Source organism: Roseiflexus sp., from assembly GCF_057785375.1.
In genome coordinates this window covers 23,656-49,280 of record NZ_JBYNRX010000074.1, presented here as the reverse complement: position 1 = coordinate 49,280, position 25,625 = coordinate 23,656, and the positions used below count along the sequence as shown (strand labels likewise).

17 protein-coding genes and 1 pseudogene are annotated in these 25,625 nt (G+C 60.6%); 8 read left to right on the top strand and 10 right to left on the bottom strand.

Annotated elements, in window-relative coordinates:
• Window positions 1-109 precede the first annotated feature (109 nt).
• A complete protein-coding gene (locus AC3EA7_RS13130) occupies window positions 110-3,319 on the top strand; it encodes an SNF2-related protein (protein WP_488614511.1) in 3,210 nt (1,069 codons plus the stop codon).
• A gap of 131 nt (window positions 3,320-3,450) precedes the next feature.
• Complete coding sequence (locus tag AC3EA7_RS13125; RefSeq protein WP_488614510.1) at window positions 3,451-4,830, top strand: M14 family metallopeptidase; 1,380 nt, start codon at window positions 3,451-3,453, stop codon at window positions 4,828-4,830.
• Between the two features lie 283 nt (window positions 4,831-5,113).
• Here AC3EA7_RS13125 and AC3EA7_RS13120 read toward each other — a convergent pair whose 3' ends face one another.
• The 4 genes from AC3EA7_RS13120 to AC3EA7_RS13105 form a co-directional block, all read right to left on the bottom strand.
• Window positions 5,114-5,629, bottom strand: coding sequence for a DUF3592 domain-containing protein (locus tag AC3EA7_RS13120; protein WP_488614509.1), 516 nt, complete (start codon window positions 5,627-5,629; stop codon window positions 5,114-5,116).
• A 203-nt stretch (window positions 5,630-5,832) separates the two neighbouring features.
• Window positions 5,833-9,102 (bottom strand): Ig-like domain-containing protein, encoded by a 3,270-nt coding sequence (locus AC3EA7_RS13115; RefSeq protein WP_488614508.1) that lies wholly within the window; start codon window positions 9,100-9,102, stop codon window positions 5,833-5,835.
• 47 nt (window positions 9,103-9,149) lie between these two features.
• Window positions 9,150-9,605 (bottom strand): hypothetical protein, encoded by a 456-nt coding sequence (locus AC3EA7_RS13110; RefSeq protein WP_488614507.1) that lies wholly within the window; start codon window positions 9,603-9,605, stop codon window positions 9,150-9,152.
• A 221-nt stretch (window positions 9,606-9,826) separates the two neighbouring features.
• Complete coding sequence (locus tag AC3EA7_RS13105) at window positions 9,827-13,396, bottom strand: ATP-binding protein (protein ID WP_488614506.1); 3,570 nt, start codon at window positions 13,394-13,396, stop codon at window positions 9,827-9,829.
• Between the two features lie 172 nt (window positions 13,397-13,568).
• Here AC3EA7_RS13105 and AC3EA7_RS13100 point away from each other — a divergent pair, with 172 nt between their 5' ends.
• The 3 genes and pseudogenes from AC3EA7_RS13100 (at window position 13,569) to AC3EA7_RS13090 (ending at window position 16,087) form a co-directional block, all read left to right on the top strand.
• Window positions 13,569-14,096: a histidine phosphatase family protein gene (locus AC3EA7_RS13100; RefSeq protein WP_488614505.1), complete on the top strand. Its 528-nt coding sequence runs from the start codon at window positions 13,569-13,571 to the stop codon at window positions 14,094-14,096.
• A gap of 100 nt (window positions 14,097-14,196) precedes the next feature.
• Window positions 14,197-15,040, top strand: a pseudogene (locus AC3EA7_RS13095) (IS982 family transposase).
• A 297-nt stretch (window positions 15,041-15,337) separates the two neighbouring features.
• Window positions 15,338-16,087 (top strand): hypothetical protein, encoded by a 750-nt coding sequence (locus tag AC3EA7_RS13090; RefSeq protein ID WP_488614504.1) that lies wholly within the window; start codon window positions 15,338-15,340, stop codon window positions 16,085-16,087.
• On the opposite strand, the gene AC3EA7_RS13085 is transcribed toward AC3EA7_RS13090, so the two are convergent.
• The 3 genes from AC3EA7_RS13085 to rpmG all read right to left on the bottom strand — a co-directional run bounded on the left by AC3EA7_RS13085 (window position 16,020) and on the right by rpmG (window position 18,724).
• Complete coding sequence (locus AC3EA7_RS13085) at window positions 16,020-16,913, bottom strand: endonuclease III domain-containing protein (RefSeq protein WP_488614503.1); 894 nt, start codon at window positions 16,911-16,913, stop codon at window positions 16,020-16,022. The genes AC3EA7_RS13090 and AC3EA7_RS13085 overlap by 68 nt on opposite strands.
• On the bottom strand, window positions 16,910-18,466 hold the full coding sequence (locus AC3EA7_RS13080; protein ID WP_488614502.1) for a DUF4127 family protein: 1,557 nt from the start codon (window positions 18,464-18,466) through the stop codon (window positions 16,910-16,912). Before AC3EA7_RS13080 ends, AC3EA7_RS13085 begins: the two co-directional genes overlap by 4 nt.
• Before the next feature lie 93 nt (window positions 18,467-18,559).
• Window positions 18,560-18,724, bottom strand: a complete 165-nt coding sequence (gene rpmG, locus AC3EA7_RS13075; RefSeq protein WP_012121808.1) for a 50S ribosomal protein L33 — start codon at window positions 18,722-18,724, stop codon at window positions 18,560-18,562.
• Window positions 18,725-18,908: 184 nt separating this feature from the next.
• On the opposite strand from rpmG, the gene AC3EA7_RS13070 reads away from it, so the two are divergent.
• On the top strand, window positions 18,909-20,447 hold the full coding sequence (locus AC3EA7_RS13070) for a long-chain-fatty-acid--CoA ligase (RefSeq protein ID WP_488614501.1): 1,539 nt from the start codon (window positions 18,909-18,911) through the stop codon (window positions 20,445-20,447).
• A gap of 93 nt (window positions 20,448-20,540) precedes the next feature.
• Here the strand turns inward: AC3EA7_RS13070 and trxA are convergent, their stop codons facing one another.
• Together trxA and AC3EA7_RS13060 are read right to left on the bottom strand one after the other, a co-directional pair.
• Entirely contained in the window at window positions 20,541-21,308 is a 768-nt protein-coding gene (trxA, locus tag AC3EA7_RS13065) for a thioredoxin (protein WP_488614500.1), read from the bottom strand.
• An 87-nt stretch (window positions 21,309-21,395) separates the two neighbouring features.
• Window positions 21,396-23,510 (bottom strand): MGH1-like glycoside hydrolase domain-containing protein, encoded by a 2,115-nt coding sequence (locus AC3EA7_RS13060; RefSeq protein ID WP_488614499.1) that lies wholly within the window; start codon window positions 23,508-23,510, stop codon window positions 21,396-21,398.
• Window positions 23,511-23,720: 210 nt separating this feature from the next.
• Here AC3EA7_RS13060 and AC3EA7_RS13055 point away from each other — a divergent pair, with 210 nt between their 5' ends.
• The gene (locus tag AC3EA7_RS13055) at window positions 23,721-24,065 is read left to right on the top strand and encodes a hypothetical protein (RefSeq protein WP_488614498.1); all 345 of its coding nucleotides are present in this window, start codon (window positions 23,721-23,723) and stop codon (window positions 24,063-24,065) included.
• Window positions 24,066-24,775: 710 nt separating this feature from the next.
• The gene (locus tag AC3EA7_RS13050) at window positions 24,776-25,036 is read left to right on the top strand and encodes a hypothetical protein (RefSeq protein ID WP_488614497.1); all 261 of its coding nucleotides are present in this window, start codon (window positions 24,776-24,778) and stop codon (window positions 25,034-25,036) included.
• Window positions 25,037-25,044: 8 nt separating this feature from the next.
• On the opposite strand, the gene AC3EA7_RS13045 is transcribed toward AC3EA7_RS13050, so the two are convergent.
• Window positions 25,045-25,530, bottom strand: coding sequence for a zinc ribbon domain-containing protein (locus tag AC3EA7_RS13045; protein WP_488614496.1), 486 nt, complete (start codon window positions 25,528-25,530; stop codon window positions 25,045-25,047).
• Window positions 25,531-25,625: the final 95 nt, after the last annotated feature.

Here is a 25,625-nt window from a genome sequence, read left to right as displayed (position 1 = left end):
TCTGTCAGCGCTGTCGCTCCAATTCCCTGTACCCGCATTCGAGGGCGTCGTCCTGCCGGGTGTGCGCTGACCCGCAATATCAGTATCAATCTCGGGAAAAACACTGCCAATGTTGAATGTCCTTTCCGCCGATATACTGAATAGTGATCGGCTGTTTCAGTCGGCTTCGCAATCCGTCGTTCGGCAGGGAGAACAGTACGTCAAGCGCGGGCAGGTTATCATCGATTATGTGGATGCGCAAAACGCACAGATTAGCGTCTTCGAGTCGCTGGGCGTGGCGCACCAGGTCACTGTTCGCATGCACAACCATCAGATCTTTGCCAGTTGTACATGCCCGCAGCGCCACTACTGGACGCTCTGCCGACACCGCGTGGCGGCGCTGCTGGCGCTCCGCGATTACCTGATCGAGCGTCCTCCAAGCCTGTGGCGCGCTGTGATCGGCAAAATAGTCGAAGTGCAACCGCAGCGCGCGCCGACTGTTCATCATGCCTGCGTTGTGTTCAGTGTGCAGCGCAGCAATTCCTCATGGACAATCGTTCCCTATGCGATTGCACACCGCTCCCTTCCTTCTGAAGCGCTGCGCGACCCCGAGGCGCTGGCGGAAGCCATCACGTCGTTGAACCTGTCGAGCGAGGCGCGCCCGATCTCATCACGCATCAATCGGGCTTCCTATCCGGGCGTCGCTGTGGAAACGATCAATGCCGTCAATATGATCGTGGTCACCAACAACAGTGCGCCCTACATTTCCTACTTGTTTGGCAATGATCGAAGCGCTGTCTATGATCCGATACTCCCGCTGCTCGCCGATCAACTCGTCTATATCGGCGAACAGGACAATCCGTTTCAGTACCGTGTGCGCGTGCTCACCAGGCCAGCATCGGTCGAGATGTCCGTCGAGCAGGGCGATCAAGGCGCGCTCCGCCTCAGAGCACACCTGAACGTCGCCGGTGAACACATTGTGCTCGATCCGCGCGATGCTACAGTCTTCATCCGTAGACCGCTCCGGCTGATCGTCGGTGAATGGCTGTTGCCGGTTGATGCGCCAGACGGCGCCGCTGAAGCCCTGATCGAATACCCCGACCTGACGATTCCTCCGAATGAGCAGGAAGAGTTCTTCGATCGGTATCTGCTGCCGCTAGCGGAGCAGTTGCCGCTCAGCGGCGATCTACTGCGCTGGGAAGACATTGATGTTGCGCCGACGCCGCGCGTTTACCTGAGTGAAGTGGAAGGAACACTGCGCGCGCAGGTGCGCTTCGCCTACGGCGATTATGAAGTGCAGGCGGACAAATCGCCGCCACAACGCATCATCCGGCGACATCCCGGGACGATGACCCTGGTACGCATCCGCCGCTATATCGAAGAGGAAATGGTCTTCCTGCAGGACCTGGGAGCGTCCACATATGGGCTGAAAAAGTGCACCGACGTTGGATGGTTCGATCTGCGCAGGACGGTCCACCCGCTTGATTTTCTGCTGCACCGCATCCCGCTCCTGACGCAGCGCGGGTTCGAGATTTTCGGCGAAGACCAGATCAAGACGGCGCGGGTCAACCGCAATCGTCCGCAGATCTCGTTTCGTATCAGTTCCGGCATCGACTGGTTCGACCTTGAGGCGGTCGTCTGTTTCGGCGACCTCGAGGCGCCGTTCAAGGAGGTGCGCCGCGCCATTCGTCGCGGCGAGAAGTATCTGAAACTGGCGGACGGCGCCATCGGCGCGATTCCCGAAGAGTGGCTCGAACGCTATCGCTACCTGTTCGCCCTCGGTGAAGAGACCGACACAGGCGTGCGCCTGTCGCAGAGTCACCTGACCCTCATCGATCAACTTCTCGCTGACGCCGACCGCGCGCAGACCGACGCTGAGTTCGAGCGGCGTCGTGAACGCTTGCGTTCGTTCGAGCACATTCAGACGCAGCCATTGCCGCGCGGTTTCCGCGGCGAACTGCGCTCCTATCAGCGCGCTGCGTATGAGTGGCTCCACTTCCTCAACGAGCATGGTTTCGGCGGCTGCCTGGCGGACGACATGGGCACCGGCAAGACCGTCTGCGCGCTGGCGTTTCTGCAATCGCTCGAAGAGCGCCACCCTGATGGCTCCGCGAGCCTGATCGTGATGCCGCGTTCGCTGTTGTTCAACTGGGAGCGCGAAGCCGCAACCTTCACCCCCGATCTGCGCGTCTATGTTCACCACGATACTGACCGCATCGGCGATCCGGCGCTGTTCGACCGTTACGATCTGGTGTTGACCACCTACAGTACCATGCTGCGCGACATCGAGTTGCTGCGGCGCTACTGTTTTCGCTACGTCATTCTCGATGAATCGCAGGCGATCAAGAATCCGCTGACGGAAACTGCGAAAGCGGCGCGACTGCTCAACGCCGAACGGCGCCTGGTTCTTACCGGCACGCCGGTTGAAAACTCGACGCTCGAACTGTGGAGCCAGTTTGCGTTCCTCAACCCTGGACTGCTTGGCAATCTGGACTATTTTCGTGAGGAGTTCGTCACTCCCATCGAAAAGAAGCAGAACCAGGAGACGGCGCAGTTTTTGCGCAAAATGGTCCACCCCTTCATCCTGCGCCGCACGAAGGATCAGGTGGCGCCAGAATTGCCGCCGCGCAGCGAACGGTTGCTCGAAATCGAGATGGAACCGGCACAGCGTCGCATGTACGTCAAACAGCGCGACTACTACCGCGCGTTGCTGCTAGGGCTGATCGACAACGAAGGAATCAACAATGCGCGCATGAAGGTGCTCGAAGGGTTGCTGCGCCTGCGCCAGATCTGCAACCATCCGAAACTGGTCGCCCCCGACTTCCGCGGTTTGTCTGGCAAATTCGAGTTGCTCCTGGAAACGCTCGAAACCCTGGCGGCTGAGGGGCGCAAGGCGCTGGTCTTCTCGCAGTTCGTTCAGATGCTGACCCTCATCCGCGAAGCGCTCGATGCGCGTTCCATCCGGTACGCCTACCTCGACGGTCAGACCCGTCGGCGCCAGCAAGAGGTCGATCGCTTTCAGAACGACGAGACGCTGCCGTTCTTCCTGATCAGCCTGAAAGCTGGCGGCGTCGGGCTGAATCTGACCGCTGCCGACTATGTCATCCATGTTGACCCCTGGTGGAATCCGGCAGTTGAAATGCAGGCAACCGACCGCACCCACCGCATCGGTCAGGAGAAACCGGTTTTTGTTTACAAACTCATCACCCGCGAATCGGTCGAAGAGAAAATCCTGCACCTCCAACAGCGCAAACGCGAGCTTGTTGAGCAACTGATCACTGCCGACGCCAGCATGCTCAAATCGCTCACGCGCGAGGATGTGGAGGTGTTGTTTGGGTGAGGCGGGGAAGGTGCGAAGGTTCCAGGTTGCAGGTGCGAAGGTTCCCGGTGCGAAGGTTCCCGGTGCGATGGTTCAAGGTGCAGAGGTGCAAACATATGAAAGTGAAAGGTGCGAAAGTTGAAGGTACAAAGGTGGAATCACCTTCAACCTTCAACCTTCAACCTTCAACCTTCAACCTTCAACCTTCAACCTTCAACCTTCTCCCCCTCTTCATTCTCCTGCTGTGTCTGATCCCGATCTCGCTCTACGCCGCGCCGGTGCGCCAACCGTCCGTGGCGGAACTGACCATCGGCGCGTCGGCGCAGGGGCGCCCGATCTCTGCGCTGCGCATCGGCGATGGCCCGATCAAACTGGTAATCGTCGGCAATACGCATGGCGCGCCGGAAGCCAACACCCACGCGCTGGCAACCATGCTCGCCGACTATTTCCGCACCAACCCGCACGAGGTTCCGCCTGCCGTGCGCCTCTACATCATCCCCACCATCAACCCGGATGGACTGGCGCTCGGGACACGACTCAACGCGCGTGGCGTCGATCTCAACCGCAACATGAACACCAATCTCGACGCCTGCCCCGATAATGACTGGCGCGTGACAGTGTTCGGGGCGTATGGCATCGTGTCCGACACCGGCGGACCCTACCCTGACTCGGAGGTCGAGAGTCGTGTGCTGCGCAGTTTTCTGCTCGACGCCTGGGGCACGATATTCCTCCACTCGGCGGCTGGCAACGTGTTTCCTGCATTTTGTGAGCACGCGCCATCCATCGACATGGCGCACGTCTATGCCGCTGCCAGCGGCTACCGTTACACGCGCTTCTGGGAGCAGTACGTCATCACCGGCGGCATGCACGATTGGGCTGCCGGTCTGGGAATTGCCGCAATCATTCCCGAACTGATCACCGGTACGGAACCGGAGTTCGAGCAGAACCTGGCAGGCGTTCAGGCGGTGCTGGCGGCTGTGGAAGAACTGCTCCCTGCGCCGGAGGATCGGGTCGAGAATGGTATTGTCGTACCGGCGGTTCTCTGGCGACACTGGCGTATGCACGGCGGCAACGATCTGTTCGGTCCGCCGCTGGCGCCCGCCGTTGTCGAACATGGGGTCACACGTCAGATATTCGAGCGTGCCGTGCTCGAACTGCATCCCGAATGGGCAGATACGCCGTATCTGGTGCAGGCGGCGCCGCTTGGACGATCCTACGCGCCGGTTGGCGCTGCGCCGCAGAACGATTGCGCGCCGCCGGTGTGCCTTCGGTTCACGGAGACGCCTTACGCAATACGCGGCGCTTTCGCTGCGTACTGGGAGCGCCATGGTGGAACGCAGACGTTCGGCTTCCCGCTCAGCGACGAGGTGACGGCATACGCCGCCGACGGCGAATGGCGCGTGCAACAGGTCTTCGAGCGCGCCGTGTTGACCCTGAATGATGATGGGAGCGTGGTCCTCGAACCGGTGGGGTGGGCATTTCTGGTGCGTGAACGATCGCTTGCGCCGACAGCGGCGCATCAGGTGAGGTGAGCCTGTATCGCACCTGCTGGCGCAAGCGCCAGTGACCGACTCGCTAACAGGGCTGGATGCCTGCCCCCTAACCCTTAGAGGGAGATCCAATAACTCCTGGACAAGCGAGCCTGCACCTGTGAAGCGGTTGGCGTTGGTTTCGACAGGCTCAACCGGCGTTGGCTGAGCCTGTCGAAGCCAACGCCAAGTACGAGATGGTCCAATATCTGGTTGATCTTTCTAATTAGAGAGCGATCAATCAGACGTTGCACACTATTGAGTGAACAAGCGCCCGCTACATGTGCTACTCACGTCTTCGGCGCAGCAGGAGAATGCCAAGCAACCCAAGCAGACCGCCGAGTTTAAGCAGCCTTAAGAGCGCGTCGAGCAGTGTGAGACCGCCCATCACCGCAATAAAACCGCCAACCCCCATCACAATCGTCGAAGGGAGCCAGATCATCCAGGAGTCGATCATCGCTGACTGCGGCGTTTGCGGATCGTACAGCACCTCAACCGTATCACCCACGCGATAGGCTGCGGGGTTGCTGCCCATGGTGTCCTCAAAGCGAACCGCTTCGTCGTTCGCTGTGCGAAACTCCACAATCGGGTAGAAAAGCGTTTTTCGTTCTCCATCCTGGAGTTTTGTGCGTGAAACCACTTCCACGACCGTACCCTGCGCCTTGACCATTGTGGCGATCTGCTGTTGCGTATGCGTGCGCCACAATTGTCCCAGATATAGCATACCCAGACCGATTGCCACTGCAATCAGCCCCGACACGAACGCCGAAAAAGGATTCCAGTTGCGTACGCGAACGTTCATAGATGTGCATCCTCCTTCAGTTTCTTTCAGTAACGAGCGACTGCGGAGATGCGGGAGAGACGCTGATCGACAACATCTCTCCCATGGATATCGTTCCAACCCGCGTTGCGTTGCACCGACGCCTGTCAGATGACTCAAAACTCCTACCAGACCCAATAGCACAACGTGACCGGCATCGGCGCGGCATCGTTGGTGGGATCAGGCTATCGGGCGATCAGCGGCAGGTAGACCTGAAAACCGGAGGCGGGCGGCGTCCCCAACGCTGTCAGCCCCCACCGTCGTGGCTCGTATGCCACACTGCCGCGTGGCCACAAGGCGCGTGGATCGTGGAAGACCAGCATGCGCACCAGTTTGTTCCATCCACCCAATCGACTGACCGCAATGCGCACCTCTGCGCTCCAACCCACATCCGTGGCGCTGACCGCGCCGATCATGCCCTCGGTCACCGGGTCGAACACAGTGGCAGCGCTGTTACTGCCACGTCCGCTGAGCGCCAGACCATCGCGTTGCAGCAGAAAGATTACATCGTCCGGCTGCTGGAACGGATCGGCGCTGTTGTCAACATCGAACTTCAAGATAGCCGCTTCCGTAGCGCTTGAACTTAACGGCAGCCCACTGAAACAGGCATACACATAGTCGCCCGAACGCACAAAACGCACCTGCGCGACGGTCGCTGAAGGCGTGCCCTCGTTGTAGCGCAGTGAAATGGGATGCGGGTCTGCATTGTAGGCCGAGTCATCGCAGTAGCCGTCGACTTCCGGCGCTGCGCCATCAACGATGCGCTTGGGCGCAACGTTGATCTGCGCGGTGGCCTCACCGGTATTTCCATCGCTGTCGGTAGCCGTGAGGCGGATCGTGTAGGCGCCGGGCGGCAGATTGAGCAGCGTCAATTGATTGCCATCGCCGGTTGCGCTGACGGGACCGTTCACCTGCCACTGCAACCGCGCACCGCTCAAAAAGCCGTCTTCAGGGTCGTAGGCGCGGCTGCGCAGGATCACAGGATCGCCGGGATCGAAGGAGGGACCGCCGTCTGACAGAATGTCCACTTCGGGACTCCGCTGCGCAACCGCGAAAGGATCAGATGTCACGATGGTCGTGTTCAACCCGTCGGTGGTAATGATCTGGACGCGCGCAGCGGCGCCTCCCGGCATGGCGCCGATGTCCACCGTGAGCGATGTGCTCGTCAGGCTTTGTCCCAGGACGGTCCATGTTGCGCCGTTGTCGGCGCTGTAGCGCACCATGTGGTGAAGCAGCCCGCCATCCAGATCGCTGGCGTTCCAGCGAATCGTCAGGGTGCGATCAACAGAACTGCTTCCGGTTGGCTCGATCAGCGTCACCGAAGGCGGATTCGGCGTGGAATCGAACCCGCCGATAACACTGTTGTCGGAAACGCGCACGACCTCGATGCGTGTAGGTCTCGTCGGGAGATCGAGGCGCTGGAAAAAGCCGGTGATGGTCACTCCGGGCATGCCGGGGTTCCCATCGAATTCGGTTTCAACGATACGCAATGGTTCATTGGCAAGCAGTGTCGTTCCGTTGAACGCCCGCAGATGGTACGCGGCGCTCGCCGTCGTAGAGGCGTTGATCTGCGTCGTCACCTGGCTGAGCAGCGGTTCGGGAAGCTGGAAGGTCTCGCGCATCTCGGCGACCGTCCCGGAGATAAAGCCGGTGACGATGAAGGAGAGCGTCGCCTGGGTGGTCAACGGATCGGTTGTCCCGGCAGGAAGCGCCATGCTCCGGGCGCCAACTTCGTTGAAGATGCCTCGCCAGGTGTAATCCGATGTCCAGCGCGGCTTTGGGACGAAGTGCGCATACGACATCAGATCGCCGGTGTTCTCCGGCAGGAGGAGCGCTGGCGTTCGATTGGGGCTGAGGGAACCATTATCAAAGCCAATGTATGTGCCAGGCGCGCCAATCTGGCACGGCGGGTGTGGATAGCCGCCATCCACGCCGTCGGGGACGCCTACGGGACAATTGACGTGTCCGCGTCCATAGGTATGCCCAATCTCGTGCGCCAGCGTCACGCCGCCGCCCGGCACATTCTGCGGGAAGCCGCCTCCGGGTTCCCAGAAGGTGAAAAACAGTACGTTGTTCCAGAGCGCCATGCCGTTCACCTCACGGTTCCGAAAGTCCTGCGCCATCACCGTGCGGATGGTTTTGCCGCCGTCGGGACAGAGATTTCGGTCGAAGAGAGTCGCCATGTGCAACAGGAAGAGCATCCAGCCGCTATCGGCGTTGGTGTTCGAGAGACCAAACGGATCGCTTTCAAACAGATACCAGCGTGGCTTGCGCAGCGGGTCTCCCCCGCGCATGAAGACCTGCATCTCGTGGGTGGGCAGCAACTGTTCGGCGCGCCTGAAGAAGGATTGAACAAAGTTTCTTGTTCCTTCATCCCGTGGCCATGCCGCGATCGTGACGCCGCGTTCGGTGCTGACAGGCTTGATGTCCAGGCAGATGGGCGCTTTGCGAACGAACGATACGCTCAGCGTCGCCTCGTTGTTGGTGTAGTTCGTCTCGGACTGCACGCGGCGCGGATTGACCACGGCGCGCAACTGAACGGCGCCTTCCGTCCAGGACGCCGGCAAACGGAACCAGACGCCGCTGTCGAGGTTGCTCCGATCCGGCCCGGCTGCGTTGACACTCCTGGGAGTGCCAATGGCAGGAAGCGGTTCGAGGGGCGATCCAGGCAACGGCGATCCGCCGCGTGTGCCATACAGCAGGATATTGGGCCACATATCGATGCTCGTCCTGCTGGGGGCGCTGCTGAGAATGCGCGGAAAAGCGCGCACGAACGTCTCTTTGCCGCTTACCAGCGGAACATCGTTCGTCGGACCCTGGATCGTCTGCACGACTTCCAATCCGCTCACTCCCAGGTCCAGCGTCCAGGTAGAAGCGTTGACGGGCAGGCGATAAATCGATCCGTCCTTCCATAGCAGATAACGACCATTACTGACCAGGCTCGATGCGCCTTGCCTGGTATCGGTAATCTGCTCCGGTTCTCCGCCGGCAAGCCTGCGACGGTAGAACGGTCCGGTGAAACCGCGCACTTCTTGCCAGTACACATTTTCGGAGTCCACAGCGATCACCGGTGCTTGTGGACTGCCGACATTGCCGCGATCGGCAAGCGTCTCCGCTGCGCTGGGATTGCTGCGCGGCGCGCGTTTGATGCGCAGCCTGCCGCGGATCCTATCCGCCCAGTAGATGTGCGTACCCGTCAGCGCATAGGAATCCACGACGACAAAGGGGCTGTCTGTGGTAAAGCCGCTGCTGCCGGGTGTGGTGTGGGACAGGATGTTGAGGAATGTGACCACATAATAGGCGCCGCCTGCGCCATCGGCGCGCAACTGCAGGAGGCGAACTCCGACTTGCGCCATCAACTGGCGCTCGCCGCCCGCTTTGGGCATGCGGTGCAACCTGCCGGATGCCGGCGAGCCGTAGTCGCTTTCCGTCCAGAACACGAAATTGTCGTCCACATCCACTTCAAACAGAAGCGTTGATGTGGTGTATGCAGTATTGCCTATCACCTCCGGCGTTGTGCCGGCTCCAGCGCCGCGCGCAAGGCGCCTGATGCGAAAGTCGCTGCCAATCCAATACACATGCGTGTTGTCAACCGCAAGGTTCGACCTGATGAATGGACCGGCGGCGCCAGCATTGTGCATGATCCGGGCGATACTTCCTGATGACGAACCGTTGACGTAACGGCTGCGGATTTGGCAGGGATCAGGGAACTCCTCTCCGACCGGCGCACACGATGGCGGCTGCGCTGCCCAAAAAAGGTGTGATCACGGAGCGAAAGTCTTCCGGTCGAGGCGTCCGTGCCCCAGACTTCCGGCGTCTCAGCGATGACTGCTGTCGCAGTCGCAGGTTCGTCGCTGCCGACAGGCGTCGACGGTTCGTCGCGGGCATAGGCAGGAACAATCAGTCCTGCCATCAGATGGATGGTAAGGAGAAAGGTAAGCAAAGGGGTGCGTTTCATCGCCAGTCACCTCCAGGCAGTGTGTGTGCGCTCTTTTCCGCAGATGTTGTGCATTGTACACGGCAGGCGTCCACACAGCGTCTACATCCGGGTAACGGCAGAGCGTCATTACGACCATCCATCGCATGGAACGCCGTTGCACCGCAACGGCGGCGTTGTCATCGCACACACAGAGAGCCGTTGCATTGCAACGGCTCTCTGCGCGCCACCGTATAACGCTATCAGACGAGCATCGGCGGATCGGGCCAGATATCTTCGGCAGCTGCCCGGAGGATCGCACGGTTGAAGGCAAAAGCCGTGAGGTAGCGCTCGCGTTGAGGCGGAGGTTGTTGTTCAGCGCGGCGCAGACAGTCAACGGCGGCTGCCAGAGCGTCTCTGGCTTCGTCCGGTCGTTCCTGGGCGCGGAGCGTCTGCGCGCGGGCAAACCACACCTGTTGTGGATTTTCGACCTGCGGCATGCGCTTCAGGTCGTCCAGAGCGCGCGCGCTCTGGGCATCTGCGGCGTCGATGTCACCCTGGCGCAGACATGCGATCGCCAGGAAGGCGCGGTCGATGCTCACATCGATATGCCCCTGCGCCTCGCGCAATGCCAGCCCCTGTTCCATCGTCTGGCGCGCTTCGGCAAGTCGCCCCTGTTGCAGCAGGGCGGCCCCCAGGTTCGCCAGCGCCGCCGCCTGTTGCGCCGGTAAATTGAGCGTCTTTGTGCGCTCGTATGACTCGCGCAGCCAGACCTCGGCTTCGGCGCCGCACCCCATCCAGACCAGGGCCGCGCCGATGTTGCTGGTAGCCACGCACATGCCGCGTGCGTCGTTAATCGACCGGAACAGGTCATACGCTTCCTGCGCTGTGCGGGCGCTCTGCTCGAACTCCCCCATACGCAGCGCCAGAACGCACGCATTCACGCGGCTGGCAGCCATCCCCTGCCGCAGATCAAGCGCAGCATAGCCTGCATAGGCGGACTGATACGCCATCAGCGCCTCGTCCAGCCGCCCCAGACGCGCGAGCATGCGCGCCGCCAGAACACTGGCAGCCGCCTCGCTGTCGGGCAGACCGCGTTGTGCAAACAAGCGCCGCGCTTCCTGAGCGTACATCAGGGCGCTGTCGAAATCATTGCGCACCCCAACCAGGTTGCCCAGCGCCAGCAGAAGGTGCGGCAACATGGGCGACGCACGCCCTGCCAGATAAACAGCCTGTTTCAGCGCGTTCTCGGCGGCATCGAAGCGTTCACGTCCCTGTTCGACATCCGCACACGTCAGCCAGCCGCGCACCAGCGCCTCGCGGTCGTTCCGTTGCTGCGCCAGCGCCAGCGCGCGCTGCACAGCGTCACTGGCTTCGTTCCATTGCTGCGCGTGCGTCAGCGCGCGGGCGAGCAGACACAGTATCTCATCATCATGGTGCAATGTGAGCGCCGCTGCCCGTCGCAAGGCATCCACCGCCTCTCCCCACGCATTGCGCGCCAGTGCATATCGTCCTCGCTTGCGATAGACTTCAGCACGCCAGTCAGGATGATCCGGCGACCGCTCAACCAGTCCCTCAAGGGCAGCCAGCGCCGTCCCTTGTTCTGCGCGCAACCCGTGGTCGTGCAGGATCGCCTCCTGTTCGCTCAATAGGTCGAACTGCACCTGCCGATCAGCCGCCAGACGCAAACCATGCTGAATGGCGACCAGGGCTGCGTCGCGGGCGTAGAGCGACCGCGCCCGGCGGGCTGCCTGAAGCCACATCTCCGCCGCTTCATCCGGTTGATCGGCGGCGTCCAGGTGATACGCAATGCGGGCAGGATCGACATTGTACTGGCGCAGCAGTGCGGCTGCCTGACGATGCAACCGCTGACGACGCAGCGGGCTCAGGTTCTCCAACACTGCGGCATGCACTTCTGGATGGGCGATAGCATACCACGCGCCAACCATGGTGAGCCAGTCGTGGTCGATCAGTCGTTCGCAGGCGTGCTCCACTTCTTCTCCAGTGCGTCCGCTCAGGTGCTGAATCCACAGCCCACTGCCGCCTGTCAGCACCGCCGCGGCTTCCAGAACCTGGCGCGTGGTCGAATCAAGCGACTGAAGGTGCGTCAGAAGCGCCTCGTGCAATGAGGATGGAATGCGCGACTCTCCAGCAGGTCCGGCAGACAGGGTGGCAGCGTACAGCATCTCACGAGTTGCCAGCGGCGCCCCGTGCGCCTGACGCCAGATTGTCTCCGCCAGCATCACAGGCAGACCGGCGTTCTCCGCCAGGTGCAGAACCATAGCCTGATCGAAAGCAGGGATGGTCCATATCCGCACCATGTCGCGTATGAGCGGAACATCCAGCATCTCCGCCAGCGCACCGTCGGTGATACGACAGGTGATCACCAGCGCCAGATGTGTGTCCGGCAAAGCGCTCATCAGCCAGCCAATCGCCTCGATCGAGGGCGGATCCGCCTGATCCAGGTCCTCCAGGACGATGACTGTCGGATCATCGCCTTTCAGGGCGCGCAGCGCACGTGGTAACGCCTGCAACAATCGCCGGCGCGCCAGGTGGTGTGAGGCGGATTCATTCCCGCTCTGCGGCTGAAGCGGCAGCAAATGCGGAAAGACCGCGCGCAATTCCGGTAGCAGGCGCACCGCTTCGGTCATCCGCAGATCAACCGGAAGCGCATCGCTCCCTACCTGAACACGAGGACGACTCAAGCGCTCACGGAGCGCGGCGTCGAACAAATCAGCCACCAGACCGAAGGGGACGGCATGCCCGGTTTTACGCGCACCAGCGGACCAGACCAGGACATCCGGCAGTGTCTGTCGAATGCGCTCCAGCGCCTTGCGAACGAGCCGACTCTTGCCGGCGCCAGCTGGTCCCTGGATGCAGGCAACCAGCGTTGCGCCGGTCAATGCCTGATGCATAGCTGCGACCAGTTCATCGCAAAGAGGCGCATGATCAGGCGGGCGCAGGATTGCCAGCGTGCTGCGTGTGGCGGAAAGCGCAATGGATGATGGCGCTTCAGAGGGGTGCGCTCTGAACGCCAGTGATTGCGCTTCATCGATGCGGTCATCGAGAATCGCGCGGTACAACGCTGCAGTGTCGGCATCCGGCTCGATCCCCAGTTCGTGCTCCAGGAGCGCAGCGCAGTGCGCAAACTGCCGAATGGCATCGCTGCGCCGTCCTGTCTTTGCATACAGCCACATCGTTTTGCAGTGCAATTCTTCGGAGAGGGCGTCCATTGACAGCGCATGCTCGGCAGCAGCGATCGCGCGGGTAAAGTCTCCAATGTTGGCGTATCCGTCGACGATACGACGCCGCATATCAAGTTGAATGCGCTCGAAATGCTCGCGCTGTCGCAGCAGCCACTGCTCGAATTCCGGCGATGTATCGCGTTCCAACCCGCTCAGCAAGGGTCCTGTATAGAGTTGAGTCGCCTGTTCGGCGGCGCGCAGTCCATCAGGATCCGGCACTTCACGCGCTCGCATTGATAGATGCAAAAAAGTGCGTGCATCGACGTGACATGCATTCGGGTCAAAACGCAGAAGATGACTGCTCGTCCCCACACTGGTCAGCAACCGATCCGCCCATGGCTCGACTGACTGCCGCAATTGCGACAACGAACGGCGCAAACGCTGCCGTCCCACCCCTTGTGGCGAGTCGGGCCACAGCAGATAGGTCAGTTCGTCGCGATTGACAAGACGCTCGCTGAGCGCCAGCACGGCCATAATCGCCAGTGGTTGGCGGCGTTGAAATGGGACTTCGCGCCGATCAATCAACAGGCAAGGCGCGCCGAAAAGTCTTAGCTCGAACAAGAGATTGGAGGAATGAATGTCTGGCATTCTGGTCCCATCACACTGGCGCATCCGTCAGACGTTTGGGAGCAATGGTATTATATCATTGTCAAGTCAAACCATGTCTTCTGACGAAGAACGAGCCAATAGTTGCGAATTGGGGCATTCTGGCTGAAGCGCTCACGGCGCTGGATGCACGAGATGTCCAGGACGCATCAATATGTTGACTGAACTGTTTTTGATCCGCCATGCTGAACCAGATCGCACCACCGGTCTGCCGTATGCCGTCATGCCGGGACCGCCGTTAACCCTGCGCGGCGAAGAGGAGGCGGTGCAGGCGGGGCACTGGCTGCGCGAGCGCGGCATCGAGCGATTGCTCTCCTCACCGTTCACCCGCACTAGCGCCACGGCGGCGACCATTGGGCAACTCATTGGAGTGGAACCGACGCTGATTGAGACGTTGCGAGAAGTAGCGCCTGGGGAAACGCATCCGGAGGTGCGCACGCGCATTGCCGATCTGCTCAATCAGCTCGATGATACGCCATTGCAGCGTGTGGCGCTCGTCACCCATGGCAGTTGCATTCTTGCTGCGCTGCAACACACGACCAATGATCGCATCGATCTAAGCGGTCATCGCTACGACTACGGCAACCATACGCCGACGGCTGGCATCTGGCATGGCATTCGCGCCGACCAGGGCTGGCGCTGGGCGCTGGCGTTTCATCCGGGGATGGCAGTGGAGAGTTGAACGTTGCAGGTGAACGGTGTAAAGGTGTTGACAACGGGCAGGCGGTCGTTGCACGCGGCGCGTCGGAAGGCTCGCGCCGGGCGCAGCGCAGGATAGTCTCATCGAATTGTTTTGCGATGTCGATGATTTTTGTCAGTCGTTTCTCCCTCTGTGGCGGAACCAGATGCTGAGCGCGGGTGAAATCCAGCGACAGCGCGCAAGGAGTCTGAGCATGAGCGAGATCATGACCATTTTGATTCATGTTCATCAGTCGCATTATCGTCATTTCAAAGCGTACTCCACCGACTATGTTTTGGAGCGCTTGCGCCCAGAGTTTCCCGGTCTGGTCAGTTATAACCGCTTTGTCGAGTTCATTCCTTCTATCCTGGTTCCTCTGTGCGTCTCCCTGTGCACGACGTGCTTGGGAACGGGTCCTGGCATTTCCTTCATCGATTCGACCGCCCTGGCCGTCTGCAAAAACCCCAGAATCCACTTCCACACGGTCGTTGCAGGGCTGGCGGCACGCGGGAAAACGTCCACCGGCTGGTTTTTTGGCTTCAAACTCCATCTGATGTTCAATGACCGCGGCGAATTCCTCAATCTCATGCTCACGCCCGGCAACGTTGATGATCGTCAGCCCGTTCCTAAGTTGGCCTGCAACTTCTTCGGAACGTTGTTCGGCGACAAGGGGTATCTCTCCAAAACGCTCCGCAACGAACGCTTGCGCACCTTCGGTGTGGACCTGGTCACTGGCGTTCGCTCCACTATGAAGCACGCGCTCATGCCATGGTATGGACAACATCCTGCTTCACAAACGCGCAATTGTGGAGACCATTATTGACCAACTCAAGAACATTTCGCAGATTGAGCATTCACGCCATCGCAGTCCAATCAATTTCCTGGTCAATCTGCTTTGCGGCCTGATTGCCTATTGCCGTCAGCCCAAAAACCTTCTCTCCGCTTAGGCACTCTGCCTGCTCTGGTTGCCTAACCCGAACTCACGTTAGTATAATATCGCTCTCGGCTCTTGGTTCTCGGTTCTCGGCTCTCGGCTCTCGGTTCTCGGTTCTTGGTTCTTGTCACTCCTCTTGTGTTGCGGTAGAATACGACGTATTATAGTAAAAGCGCACATGTCAGGTGATGCTGCTTCCGTTCCCTGTTGGTTCAAGAAAACGGCACACTCACAACATTTGTCAAAAGAAGGCATTGCTCCGCCCGGCATTGCGCACCGCTCGATACGATGCTTTCAGGCGAACACTCTGATGAATGACATGCTCTGTCCCCGTCCCTGTCCTACGGTTGCCGCCATTCGCCGCGATTTTCATGCGGTGCGCGAACATCTCGCCGCCGGTCATCGTTGTGTCGATGCCTGGCTAGCGCTGGCAGACCTGGTATCGGTTCCGACGCATCGGCTCGATTGTCTGGCGCGCGCAAGCGCCCTTGCGCCGGATGATCTCGAATTAGAAATCGCCTATCTGGAACAGCGGTTGATCGTCGATCCTGGTGACATTGAAGCCTCGGGGGCGCTGCGCGCTGCGCGAGTGCGGCGGGTGCTGATGGGGCATAAGCCGCGTATTTTCAAGCAGATGGACGCATCGCTCACGCTGGGAGCGATCCTGGTGCAGATGGGGGCGATTACGTCCCGGGAACTGGAGTGGTTGCTGGAAGAGCAGGCGGCTATCCGGCGACGCGGCGATCAGATGATGTTTGGAGATGTTGCCGTGGCGCGTGGCAAAGTGACGCCTGAAACCCTGGCGCGTGCGCTGATCGTGCAGACTCAGCAGCGAGTCGGTAACGAAGTGGCGCCCCGCGCGCTTGGCGAATATTTGATTGCCGACGGGTTGCCGCTGGAACGTCTCGAGCAGGCGTTGACCGAACAGATCTACCTGCGACGTGTTGGTCGTCACGAAACGCTCGGTGAGATTCTTCTTCGACGGCGATGGATTACGCGCGATCAACTCGAACGCGCACTGACTCAGCAGCGCCAGGATGCAATGTCACTGTTCCGTTGAACGCGGCGCACCGCTGACGGAGGGGGCATCCACGACACGTCAGACAGTGAGTGGCGCACTTCCGTGGATCGATGAAGGTGCGTCGCAGCCCTGGTTGATCGCAGCGTGGATTGTGCGCCAGGCAGTGGTGGACGCATGCTTCAATGATCAGTGCGTGAAACTGCGCGAAGAAGAACGTGCCATTGTGGTTCGTTTCGACCGTCCGATGAACATGGAAGTTTTCCGTGGCAGGCGCCGTCGTTCCAGGCAAAAACGGGTGCAGCGCATGTTCGACGAGGCGTTGCACAGCATCATACGGCGCCCGGAGAAAATCGAATCCCGGCGCAAGATCAAGGCGCGCAAACAGCCGTCGCGTATAGGCGTCCACCACAAACACAGGCTGGCCACCGCCGTAGAGCATGATCGCATCGGCTGTCTCACGCCCGATGCGCGGCAGCGCCAGTAACCGGGTGCGCACCTCGTTGCGCTCGCCCGTGAGCAATCGGGTTGTGTTCCCCTCATACCGTTGTGCTATCTCGCAACAGATAGTTTGTAATCCGGCTGCTTTCTGGGCGTGGAACGCACAGGGGCGAATCAGTGCGGCAAGCGTATCGGTGTCGGCTGTCGCCAGCGCCAGCGGCGACATCAAGCCGGCGTCGTGCAGGCGGACAATGGCCGCCTCGACGGTCTCCCAGCGCGTTTGCTGGACCAGAACGGCGCCGACCAGCGCCTCGAACGGCGGATCATCGGTGATGACGGGCCACCAGTGTGGTTCGTGCCCGAAGTGTTCGTCGAGAGCGGCGAAGCATGCCAGTAACCGCTCCCCCAGTGCATGATCGCCGGTCACACCAGCTCCAGTGCGAAATCCACTTCAAACAGGCGACACCAGGGCAAGCGTGTGCTGCCCGGTGTGATTCGCCAGCGCCCGGCAAATCCGGGAAGCGCGCCAATGCGCGCGTTCAGGTGGGTTTCGATCCAGCGGCAGATCGCTCCGATCATGGTGTCGTCCGGTTCATCCGTACCGGTGGTACGTTCAAGCATCGCGCGCGCAGCCCGGCGCACCACATGCTGATACCCCCAATCCTCGACAAAGCGGTGGAGCAGGAAGCGCAGATGCGCGATCCGTTGTGCAGGGGTGGTTGCCAGCAGTGCGGCGCACCCCTGCGCTAACGCCGTGCCAATCGTATTGCCGGCGGTGTTCCAGGCGCCAAACCCGGCAAGTCGCGCGAGATCGACCTTCTCGATAAGCAATTCCATCAAGAGCGGGTCGGCGCCGTTGGGGTAGGCGACATCCGCAACGATCACCTGCTGTCCATTCTCCTGAAGTTCACTCACGCGATCAACAAGCGCATCGAGATGATTGTACCGCTCGTCGCGCTCTTCGGCTGCGAACGTCTCGTCCCACTCGGTGCGGCGTGGTGATGGCGTGTTGACCGCCAGCCACAGATCGGGATCGCCGTCGGCGGACGCAACCGTCCCGCCGATGGCGTGGATCTGTCGTTCGATGGTCAATCGGACTGGACCGTCCTCATAAGGAGCAACGATCTCCTCGCCGCCGGGAATGGCGTAGAGCGGTGCAATGCGCGGCGTGCGACCGGCGTGCTGATTGATGATCCGCGCCAGCAGGGTGCATCCCACCTCATCGGCGCCGGGATACATCAGCAGTATGCCTGGCGAACGGATGGCATCCTCGCGCCCGCCGGTCGCCGGATAGTCATGCCCTGGCGCCAGCAGGTCCGCCCAGCTGGCGAGCCAGCGTTTTTCGCGCGATCCAAGCCCGAACGGACTGGTATCGTCCGAACTGAGGACCAGGAGATCGATGGCGCCTGAGTCGAGCAGGTGGAGCGATGCCAGGTTGACAATATGGTTGCGCAACCGGCGACGCAGCATGTCGCGCACTACATCGGGAGGGATTTCGGCGCGCAATGCGGCGATCTCATCGGTCAGCGGCTCACCCTGCGCTGCGCGGTCGAGCAGTTGCGAGAGACGGTAGAGGCGTGTGCCATACGTTGCCCAGTAGAGTGGTTCTTCGGTGCTGGCATCCGCATTGGATATGCGGGTGATGACATTGAACGCCAGGATCGGCAGATGAGGCAGTTCGTTCTTGATCGTGCGCAGCATATCGAGACGACTCAACGCCGCTGCTGGGGGATCGTCGCTGATGCGCGAGGCGATCAACCCGCCAAACGCCAGCATCTCGACATCGACAATCAATGCGTCTACGGCGGGAGCAATCGCGTGCAGCCAGGCGACCAGATCGCCGCAGCGCGCCGGTTCGCGCAGATTGCTCAACAAATTATCGGGTGGCAATGCCAGTTCGATTCCGGCGATTGCTGCAATCATCGCCGGATACCGGACATTGACCGGCCGCTCATCGAGCGGAAGCAAACCAACCCTCATGATAGTGGTATCTCCCCTGGTAGATGTATAACAAGAAACCGCACGATGGTTGCCATCATGCGGCTTCAGAGCGCAGCACCACGCGATACGACGTTACTTGGTTTCGCGGTAGAGCACGTGCCGGCGCAGGGTTGGATCGTAGCGGCGTAGTTCGAGCCGGTTTGGATCATTCTTGCGATTCTTTGTCGTCGTATAGGTATGCGCGCTCTCTGTGCTGCGCATCTTAATGATAATCCGATTGCCTTTCTTGCTTGCCATGGTTCATCTCTGCCTTTGGATCTATCTGCTATCGTATAACATCTTTTTTCATTGTACCAGTAAGCGGCAGGATTGGCAAGAGAAATGATTGACAGCATCGGTTAACAACACGTATAATCTTCCTGACTCCCCGCTATGCGCTCGAAGTAAATCGGACGTTGATGTTCATCAAAGGAGGGACTCGATGCTGAATCTCGCCATCATTCTGGAGGAGCGCGCGCGCCGCATGCCCGGAAAAACTGCGGTGCTGCTCGATAGCATTCGCCTGAACTACGCTGAACTGAACGGCGCTGCTAACAAAATTGCCGGCGGTCTGGCGAAACTTGGCGTGCGCCCCGGCGACAAAGTGGCGCTCATGATCCCCAACACGCCGCACTTCCCGATGTGCTACTTCGGCATTCTGAAGGCTGGTGCGACGGTGGTGCCGCTCAATGTGTTGTTCAAGCGCGATGAAGTCCGGTATCATCTGGAAGATAGCGACTCGGTGGCGCTGATCATCTGGGAAGGGTTCCTCGACGAAGCGGCGCCTGGCTTTCGCATGGCGGGGTCGTGCCGCCACCTGATTGTCGCGCAGGCGCCCGGCTCGACAGCCACCCTCCCTGATGGCGCGATTCCGCTCGGCAGCATACTCGCTGAACAGCCGCCGATCTTCGACACCATTCAGACAATGCCCGATGACACGGCGGTCATTCTCTATACCAGCGGCACCACCGGTCGCCCAAAGGGCGCCGAACTGACCCATGCCAACATGTTTCTCAATGCGACGATCTGCACCGATAAACTGCTGAATGTCACCTCGGAGACGGTGGGTCTGGCGGTGTTGCCATTGTTTCACAGTTTCGGGCAGACGTGCGTGATGAACAGCCTGATCTACGCTGGCGGAACCATCACCATGCTGCCGCGCTTCGAACCGCAAAAGGCGCTGGAAGTGATGGCGCGTGATCGGGTGACCTATTTTGCTGGCGTGCCGACGATGTACTTTTATCTGCTCAACTTCCCCGGCGCGGATCAGTACGATCTGTCGGCGCTCAAGTTCTGCGTCTCAGGCGGCGCTGCCATGCCGGTCGAAGTAATGCATGCGTTCAACCGCAAATACAACGTCACCATCCTCGAAGGGTATGGTCTCTCCGAAACATCGCCGGTCGCGTCGTTCAATCACCTCGACCGCGAGCCAAAGCCGGGGTCGATTGGCGTGCCGATCTGGGGCATCCAGATGCGCGTGGTGGACGATCAGGGGCGCGAGGTGCCCAACGGCGAGCTTGGCGAGATCGTCATTCGTGGTCACAACGTGATGAAAGGGTACTACAAGCGCCCCGATGCCACTGCCGAGGCGATCCGCAATGGCTGGTTCCATAGCGGGGACATCGCTTATCGTGACGATGACGGCTTCTTCTTCATCAAGGATCGCGTAAAAGACATGATCATCCGCGGCGGCTTCAATGTCTATCCGCGTGAGATCGAAGAGGTGCTCTACGGGCATCCCGCCATTGCCGAAGCCGCCGTGATCGGCGTTCCCGACCAGGCGCTTGGCGAGGAAGTCAAGGCGGTGGTGGCCCTTAAACCAGGGCAGACCACCACCGAAGCGGAGATCATTGAGTACTGCAAGGAGCGCCTGGCAGCCTACAAGTATCCGCGCGTCGTCGAAATTCGTGATACCCTGCCCAAGACAGCCACCGGCAAAATCCTCAAACGCGAGTTGCGCCAGATCGAGGTGAACGCATAGAGGCTGTAGGGGCAGGTCGCAGACCTGCCCCTACAGGGGCATGGCGGGCATAGGGGCAGGTCGCAGACCTGCCCGTACTACGACACACCGTGGTCATCCTGCATACCGTTCCAACGCCTGCCGCAACACCGGGTACGGTTGGGCGCCGATCAAACGCTCGACGACTCGCCCTTCCTTGAAAATGTACAGCGCTGGAATGCCGGTGATGCCAAACCGCCGTGCTGTATGCGGGTTATCGTCCACATTCAGTTTGGCGACCACTGCGCGTCCGGCGAACTCTTGCGCCAGCCGCTCGACTGTCGGCGCTACTGCGCGACACGGACTGCACCACGGCGCCCAGAAATCTACCAGCACTGGTTGATGACCGGCGCCGATGACCTGATCGAACGTTGCGTCGCTGAGCGTCACCGGTTTTGCGCCTTTCGTCCCATTTGTCGTCCCCTGGTGCATCACCGATGACTCAGGCGTCGAACGAGCAGGCTGGCGCGTCAGCGGTACACTCGGACCCTGCGGCAACAGCGGCGGCGCGTCGCCATCAGTCAGCCGGATTAGCCAGGTGCGCAGGGCGTCCTCAGAAATGACGCCCGCGGTTTTTGCGAGAGGCGCGCCGTTTTTCACGAAGACAAGACCGGGGAGCGCGGCGATGTCATACTTTTGCGCCAGTGTCGGATTGTCGTCGGCATCCACCCGCGCCAACAGCACGCGCCCTGCGAAGAACGCCGCCAGCCGTTCAAGCGATGGATCGAGTTGCTGGCAGGTCGGGCATCCTTTGCGGTCGAAGATGAGCAGCACTGGAAGCCCGGCGCGCAACACGCGGTCAATGCTTTGCTCGCCTGTGCGAATAGGTGTTGAAAATGCCATATCGTCCTCACCATTACCATTCGTGTATGCTGATGTGACGATACTGCATGAGTGTTGGTCTGGTAATAACAATGCATTAGCCGGATGTTAGCGTGCTGGTGCGCCCCACGGAAATGGAGCCGCCTCGCCCCACGCAACTTCGACCCGTTGATCATTGATAGTAACCGTCGCGCAATCAGGGTGAGTCTCGATGAGGATGTGTATCTGCGTGTTGCGCCAGTGGAGCCGCACACCATAGGTGCGTCCGTCGGTACGCCAGGCGGGAGGCAGATTGGGGCGAACAACGAGGTGTTCACGCATGGGAGTCAACCCGACCAGCACATGGAGCAGCAGGTGAGTTGTGAAAGTGCCCCAACCGTACCCCTCGCCGCCACAGCGTCCATCAAGGGGCCAGTACTCGCACGCCACCCCCGGCAACGTGCGGTCGGGATGCGCCTGATGCGCGTCCCAAAACGTATATGCCCGGTCGATCACCGCAGCGGCCAGTTCGGCTGCGTGGTCGGTCAACCCCACGCGCAGAGCGGCTTCCGTCGCCGTCCAGGCGAACATAGGCCACGTCAGCGTATCGGGGTCGATGCGGGCAATCGCCGGACGCAGCGTTTCCCGCCGTTCCGGTCGGGCGACATCGAGCGCTATCGGCGTCAGGAGCATGACATCATCCACCTCGGTCGGCCTGCCAGCGCGGGTGTCATAGTCGGCGTAACGATTGAACGTATCCTGCCAGAGCGCATCGGTGCGCAGGACATACGCTTCGGCAAGCGTCAGCCACTCGTGAGAGTCGGCAACGCGCCCGAGTTCCCGGGCAATATCGCTCATCACCAGGCACGCATGGGCAAAGGCTGCCTGAAGATCGACAGGGCGCACATGGCGCACCGGATGACCGCCGCCGAGCGGTTGTTCGCCAAACCGCAGCGAGTCGTCCTGACCAGACTCCCAGCTACAGGCGTAGACCAGCCAGCCATCCGTGTCGCGCCGGTTCTCCTGCCACCAGTGCAGATACGCGGCTAGTGCCGGGTAGATGGTTGCCAGCCACTCGCGGTTGGGGTGCAGGTTGGCAAGCCAGTCCAGCACAACCCAGGGATAGCCCCATTCCGGCGCTGTCCCGCATACCGTGCCATCGGCGGCGACCATGTTGTAACTGCCGTCTTCGCGTGAACAGGGAACATTCGGTTCGGGTGCGTCAACGAACGTGCCCAGCAGCAGATGTTGCGCGAGGGTTGGATCGGCATAGGCGAGCAGCAACGCATCAATGGCTGCTTCGGCAAGCACTGTGCGCGGCGCGTGGATCTGCATGGCATCCCAGATATGGCGGTAGATGCCGGCTGGCGCACGCACCATCATGCGCAGCGTTTCGAGGTCGTAGACCAGCCCGCGTCGCCAGTGATCGGGCCAGTCGCCTTGCAGAATGGGCGCCCGCGCCCAGAACGCATCGTCCTCCGCCTGCTTGCGAACGCGATCTGCCGCTGCCGTGCGACGTGCGGCGCGTTGCCGGTGCTGCGCCATGCGCAGCGTCTTGCCGCGCGTCATATACAGATCGATCGATTCACACGGCGCGGCAAATCCCAGGACAGCGAAGAGCGATACCGTCTCACCGCGCTGTCCGATAACCGTCACGAACCCTTCGCCCGGCAACCCTGGCGCCTGTGATGTCGCCCAGGCGGCAGCATGCGCCGGATCGGGCGTAATGCCGATGTCGGCAAACGGCTGCGATGCATGCACGACGAATGCATCGCCATCCTCGAAACTTTGCAGCACCAGGTCGCCCTCGACCACGCGACCGACCAGCCCTGACTCGCCCCATTCGCCGCTGGCGGCGATCATGCGGGTGTATTCGACGACCACGGCAACGCGCGCTTCCCCTTGAACAGTCGCTGATGCGCAAAGGGCATGCTCGCCGATCAGGTGGAACGTGGCGTGGAGTGTTGCGCCACTGTGCGACAGGTCGAGCGTGAAGAGATTCATCGAATGATACGGACTGGAGACAACATCGAACTCGGTCAGTTCGAGCGCTCCTCCCAGCGCGAAGCGAAATCCGGCGCGGTAGGTTTCGCGCCGCCCGCCGTACATGCCAGCATACGCCGGGTAGTGCCAGCGAAAGCCCGCACCATATGAGCGCAGCACCCCGCGTGGTGAGAGGTTGCGCGTGTGCGTTGGCGTATTCAGATACCCATGCGGCGTGTAATCGTCGGTTGGAAATGGCATGGCGCCAGTATAGCATATTGGGAACCGAGAACTGAGAACCGAGAACTGAGAACCGAGAACCGAGAACCGAGAACCGAGAACCACGCAGGTGTCTCGTCCGCCCGCGATGGCGGCGATGGCGCGCTTCGCAGCCCGCGCCTTGAGTCGCCAGGCGGGCGGGCATTATCCGTCTCATAGAGCGATCAACCTGCTATTGCACAAGGATTGCTCGTGTTGACCGTCTTGCAGTTGCCGTTGGCTGAGCCGGTCGAACGAAGCCAGCGGTACAGCGTGGCGGCGCGAGCGCAATGCGCCCGTCTTGCAGTTGCCGTTGGCCGAGCCGGTCGAAGCCAACTGGCTCGACGATACGTGCATAAACCCCTCATTGCAACTTGCAGTTGCCGTTGGCTGAGCCGGTCGAACGAAGCCAGCGGTACGGCGTGGCGGCGCGAGCGCAATGCGCCCGTCTTGCAGTTGCCGTTGGCTGAGCCGGTCGAAGCCAACGGCAGCCGCCCCGCCAGGTTGTGGTTGATCGCTCTATCAGGTTCGCCCGACGGATGGTTATTGAGCAAATAATTGGTTCTCGCCCGATCAATCTCATACAGGCGGGTGTCGCGGTTTAGAGCCTGCGCCGTATGAACATGTACAACATAATTCGGCGTTCGCGCTGCGCCCGGCGGCTGAAGCCGCAAGCTACGGGTGCGAAGCCTGCCTGCGCGGGCTATAAAGGATTTCATTATATTCACCAGGCGTCGGGGCAGGCGGGCTTTGACGAAGCGGATGTGCCCGCCAGGAACGCCACAAACGCCGTGAACGCTCCTGGCGGGCGCCCCTGGTTGTGTCCGCAGCGCTGAGGTCGTGTGCTATGATACCTGTGCGACCAAGCACGATTTCATGTGACGCTCACCTGGCCCGATCTCGATGAGGACATTTCGGTCGCAAATCTGCTCGCTTGCACGGATGATCAGTTTGCATAAATAAATCCTGGTTGTTGCAATGAGCGCCAGGTCTGCATTAATCCGATCTCTGGCAATGTTGGCGGCTTTCGCTCTTGGCGTTTCAGGTTGTGCGTCTTCGACGATCCCGCCAGCGCCATCTCCGCCTGCTGCGACAGTTGTTCCTTCACCCGCAGTTCAGGCAACGACTCCCACGCCCTTGATCGAGGTCCTGCCGGAGTTTTTCGCCCGAACCGTGGCGGCTGGCGGCGAAGTGACCAGCGCCCGGGAGACAGCCAGGTGGTGGATCGAAGCAATCTGTATATAGGCGTCTCACGGATGCATAAGCATATGCGCCGGTGTTGGGCGTATCGCAACGGTACGCTGGCTGAATACACTGCGGACGATATCGAGCGAGTGTTCTACGTTCAGGAAGGGAAGCCGCCGATCCCCAACATATTCTTCGCAATCGCTACGGTGAACGACGACCGCGTCCTGGTGCTGCTGGACATCCAGTATTCCGCGTATTTTGAGTCGACCGATGGCTTCCGCTACGTGCTGCAGTCGGATCAGAGCGGGTGGCGCATCGTCTCACGGACGCAGGTCTACTGACCTGCGCTTCACCAGATACGTCTTCTGCGCTTTTTGGCGAGCGATGCGGCAATCAGCACGATGATCAGCGGCGCCCAGAACAGGCGGCGGCTGAAGAAAAAACCGATAGCAACCGCCAGGGCTACTGCCGCAACCATTCTGCGCGCGACGATGCTGCTCAGGATCGTGAGCAACAATCCAACCACGCCGATAGCAATGATGATGAACACCAGGAATCGCGGCAGCGTGACCATCGCTACTGCGCCGGTGATCAACAGCAGCGGAATCATGAGGTCGTCGTACCATTCCGTCTGCGACGGCGCTGATGGCTGTGGCGTAGCGACAGGAACCGGCGCCGGAGCAGGAGGGCGCGCCGGCAGTTGAACCGTCGGTCCGGTGGCGGGCGCCCGCTCGATGACCAGATGATCCATCGGCGCGCCGCACTCGATGCAGTATTGCGCATCAGCCGGAACGCTGGCGTTGCAGCGCGGGCAGACGACATTTGTGTCGGTCATGGGTGTGTCCCTTCCAGGTGCGCGACGCGCGAACGGGTGCTGAGTCTCGTCTCTTGCTATAATACGCATCTGGACTGGATAAGGTTGCAAGAGTT

Excerpts from the sequence above, each read along its gene's own strand:
- AC3EA7_RS13130 (WP_488614511.1), top strand. The coding sequence starts at position 110 with ATGTTGAATGTCCTTTCCGCCGATATACTGAATAGTGATCGGCTGTTT.
- AC3EA7_RS13120 (WP_488614509.1), bottom strand. The coding sequence starts at position 5,629 with ATGAACGTTCGCGTACGCAACTGGAATCCTTTTTCGGCGTTCGTGTCG.
- AC3EA7_RS13110 (WP_488614507.1), bottom strand. The coding sequence starts at position 9,605 with ATGAAACGCACCCCTTTGCTTACCTTTCTCCTTACCATCCATCTGATG.
- AC3EA7_RS13105 (WP_488614506.1), bottom strand. The coding sequence starts at position 13,396 with ATGCCAGACATTCATTCCTCCAATCTCTTGTTCGAGCTAAGACTTTTC.
- AC3EA7_RS13100 (WP_488614505.1), top strand. The coding sequence starts at position 13,569 with ATGTTGACTGAACTGTTTTTGATCCGCCATGCTGAACCAGATCGCACC.
- AC3EA7_RS13090 (WP_488614504.1), top strand. The coding sequence starts at position 15,338 with ATGAATGACATGCTCTGTCCCCGTCCCTGTCCTACGGTTGCCGCCATT.
- AC3EA7_RS13080 (WP_488614502.1), bottom strand. The coding sequence starts at position 18,466 with ATGAGGGTTGGTTTGCTTCCGCTCGATGAGCGGCCGGTCAATGTCCGG.
- rpmG (WP_012121808.1), bottom strand. The coding sequence starts at position 18,724 with ATGGCAAGCAAGAAAGGCAATCGGATTATCATTAAGATGCGCAGCACA.
- AC3EA7_RS13070 (WP_488614501.1), top strand. The coding sequence starts at position 18,909 with ATGCTGAATCTCGCCATCATTCTGGAGGAGCGCGCGCGCCGCATGCCC.
- trxA (WP_488614500.1), bottom strand. The coding sequence starts at position 21,308 with ATGGCATTTTCAACACCTATTCGCACAGGCGAGCAAAGCATTGACCGC.
- AC3EA7_RS13060 (WP_488614499.1), bottom strand. The coding sequence starts at position 23,510 with ATGCCATTTCCAACCGACGATTACACGCCGCATGGGTATCTGAATACG.
- AC3EA7_RS13050 (WP_488614497.1), top strand. The coding sequence starts at position 24,776 with ATGCGCCGGTGTTGGGCGTATCGCAACGGTACGCTGGCTGAATACACT.
- AC3EA7_RS13045 (WP_488614496.1), bottom strand. The coding sequence starts at position 25,530 with ATGACCGACACAAATGTCGTCTGCCCGCGCTGCAACGCCAGCGTTCCG.